Origin of the sequence: Rhodobacter sp. NSM (assembly GCF_052244495.1) — a bacterium.
Taxonomy (GTDB): Bacteria; Pseudomonadota; Alphaproteobacteria; order Rhodobacterales; family Rhodobacteraceae; genus Cereibacter_A.
Genome location: NZ_JBQPXH010000041.1, coordinates 1 through 2,920, shown reverse-complemented (window position 1 = coordinate 2,920; position 2,920 = coordinate 1). Strand labels below are relative to the sequence as shown.

4 protein-coding genes are annotated in these 2,920 nt (G+C 57.7%); all 4 read left to right on the top strand.

Annotation, left to right across the window (positions count from 1 at the left end; translation table 11 throughout):
* Nucleotides 1-50 precede the first annotated feature (50 nt).
* The 4 genes from ACTVZP_RS22090 (at nt 51) to ACTVZP_RS22075 (ending at nt 2,817) form a co-directional block, all read left to right on the top strand.
* The gene (locus ACTVZP_RS22090) at nt 51-371 is read left to right on the top strand and encodes a hypothetical protein (protein ID WP_443214278.1); all 321 of its coding nucleotides are present in this window, start codon (nt 51-53) and stop codon (nt 369-371) included.
* Between the two features lie 3 nt (nt 372-374).
* Complete coding sequence (locus tag ACTVZP_RS22085; RefSeq protein ID WP_443214277.1) at nt 375-683, top strand: hypothetical protein; 309 nt, start codon at nt 375-377, stop codon at nt 681-683.
* 135 nt (nt 684-818) lie between these two features.
* Entirely contained in the window at nt 819-1,136 is a 318-nt protein-coding gene (locus ACTVZP_RS22080) for a phage holin family protein (protein WP_009566684.1), read from the top strand.
* A gap of 73 nt (nt 1,137-1,209) precedes the next feature.
* The gene (locus tag ACTVZP_RS22075) at nt 1,210-2,817 is read left to right on the top strand and encodes an AAA family ATPase (protein ID WP_443214276.1); all 1,608 of its coding nucleotides are present in this window, start codon (nt 1,210-1,212) and stop codon (nt 2,815-2,817) included.
* Nucleotides 2,818-2,920: the final 103 nt, after the last annotated feature.

Sequence of the window (2,920 nt, the reverse complement as noted above, 5' to 3'; positions counted from 1 at the left end):
CGCCCGCGCGCTCGCGACGGCCATCGGCCGATGGTTCTGAGGAGGAGCCCATGCACATTGCCTTCAGCCCCCAGCGCCGTGAGGAACGGCTGTCCCTCGCCAGATCCGGCGACATCCTGATCCTCAACGGCGAGGAGCTGGACATGTCCGACATCCCGGACGGCGCGACGCTGCCGCACGACGCCGTGGGCTCCGCGTGGCTGGCCTCCGACATCGAGCGGATCGGCGGCGTGCTGCAGTTCACGCTGATCCTGCCGCATGGCCCGGACGCCGGCGCCACGACCCTGTTTCCCGCGCCGGTCCATGCCGAGATCGACGGGCCGATCTCGGTCCCGGCCTGGGGTCCCGAACCCACGACCGAGGAGGCCTGAGCCATGAGCATTCCGATCGACCTGAGCCGCCTTCGGACGGCAGAGGCCAGGGCGGCAGAGGCGCAGCGCGACCTGATCCCGGCCGAGATCACCGTCATGCAGGCCATGATCGTGGTCGGCGAGGAGAAGTGGGCCCGCGCGATGGCGATCGCGGAGGACGCCGCCTACCCCTGGGCGATACGGGCCGCCCTCCGCGGCGCGACCATGCTCGTCCGGGACACGGAAACGATGGACACGCTGGCCTTCCTGCTCGGCTTCTCGCCGGAGGAGACCGATCGGCTGTTCATCGAGGCCGCCCGGGTGACGCTGTGAACCTGCTCGAGCAGGTGGGCTTCCCAGAGCCGCCGGCCGCCTGAAGCACCTCCGCCTTCCCGATCATCATGAGAAGACCCGGCCGCCCCGGCCGGGCCGACACCCGCGCGACGCGCGCACAACAGGAGCGGCGCGATGCCGGAGAAGGGACTGATCGACACCATCACGGCACTCTGGGGCGGGGCCATCGCCACGCTGATCGCGGCCGCCATGGGGCGGCTCATGTATCACACAGGCGAGGTGCGCGCCCGCCGCCGCGCCTTCTTCGGCCGCGAGCTCCTCTGGGAGATCCCCGCCCTAGTCGCCATGGCCTTCATTGGCGAAGCCCTCAGCTCATACCTCAACCTCGACGGCCGGGCGGCCATGGGGCTCGTCGCGATGCTCGCCTATCTGGGGCCACGCGGGACGACGGCGATGCTGGAGCGGCTCTGGCGGGGCCGGAGTGCGGGGTAGTCCTCACGTCAGACTTTTCAGCACATGCCGTCTTCGACTATATCTCAGTTGATGAAACTGGGCAGGTATTCACATGCACATCAAGAGAGTGCGCCTCAAAAATGGATACAAAAGATTCAAAGATCTCACGATTGACCTAGGGCCAGATCCGGCACGTATTATCGCGTTGGTCGGCCCGAATGGCTGTGGGAAAAGCAGCGTCCTTGACGGCCTTATGTATCACGCCAACGCTCACAGCACTATTGGAGAAAACGGCAATCGCAATCCAAGCTACCATTCCATGACTGGAATCAACCCCTCATACAACAGCGTTGAGATAGAGTTCACTGAAGGATCGTTTTCGAAGGTGCACGAAAGATTGGCGGCGACCGGGTCTTCGAACACGATTCTTTCTTTCCGCAGCCCGTATCGCTACAACAGCAGCCTACTGGTCCACGAGACGAGGTCTGTGAGCGATATTAAACTCAATGGGTACGGGGCAGCCGACGCATCAAGTTTGGATGCGAGGATTGAAAGTAATTATCGCCGCATCCACGCCCATTTCAATCGATACCGCGACGATAACGACGTTAAGCCGAGCGAAGCAAGATCTCACATAATAGGGGAGCTTAACGCATCCATAAGAAATTGCTTGGACATTGAGATAGCAAGCCTAGGGAACGTCGAGGCCAGCAAAGGAACTCTATTCTTCCGCAAGCTCGATCATCCCATGGATTTTTCGTTCGACGTCCTCTCATCTGGAGAAAAGGAAGTAGTTGATATTCTGCTGGACCTATATCTTCGCAGGTCCGACTACAACAACACAGTGTTTCTTATAGACGAGCCCGAGCTTCACATTAACACTGCCATTCAAGGAAAGCTCCTTATTGAAATTGATAAACTTATCGGTGAAAACTGCCAGATTTGGCTAACGACACATAGTATCGGCTTCCTTCGGACCTTGCAGAACGAGTTGAGAGGCAAGAGCCAGATCATTCAATTTCAGCCTAGCGACAATTTAGCGGCAGAACCCAAAACGCTGAAGCCCCTAGAGGTCGGCCCAGGAACTTGGCGCGAGTTATTTGCTGTTGCGTTAGGTGACTTAGCAGACCTTGTGAGCCCATCTGTTATAATATACTGCGAAGGGCGTGCCGAACCAGGGCCGGGCGGCAAAGAACGGGGCCTCGACGCCAAAGTGTTCAACACCGTATTTTCTCAGCGCCATCCAGAGGCCTTCTTCACGTCGAGCGGCGGGAACACCGAACCCGATCAGCGTAGCGCGATCGCGATCTCTATTCTGGGCAAGGTCTTTCCTAAAGTCGAGATTTGGGTTCTGAAGGATCGAGACATGGCGTCCGGCAGAGAAACAAATGAGACTGATCGGCAGGCATATTTGAACACCAATCCTTTGAGCCACAGAGTCCTCAAGAGGTGGGAGATTGAAAACTATCTTTTCGACAAGGAGGTTCTAAAATCATACTGCAGCAATCAAGGTCTTGTCTTTGACGAGGCGGCCTATGATAAGCTCGTAACCGACATCATCAACCAAGACGTGAAGAGCGAGACTAACGCCATCAGAAATATTTGCGGCATAAAGAGCAGCATAAATCCAGATATATTTAAGGAGCGCTTAGCGAAACACATTCACCCCGGCGGCCTAGTATATCAAGAACTGGAGGAATGCATTTTCCGCCGATCCTGACAGACCGTTAACGTCTAGCAGCACGTATCGGAAGAAGCCTCGTCCGAGGAGATTGCTAAAGACGCCTCGCTCTGGAATGCTTTTCCCATGTTGAAGCTGCCTT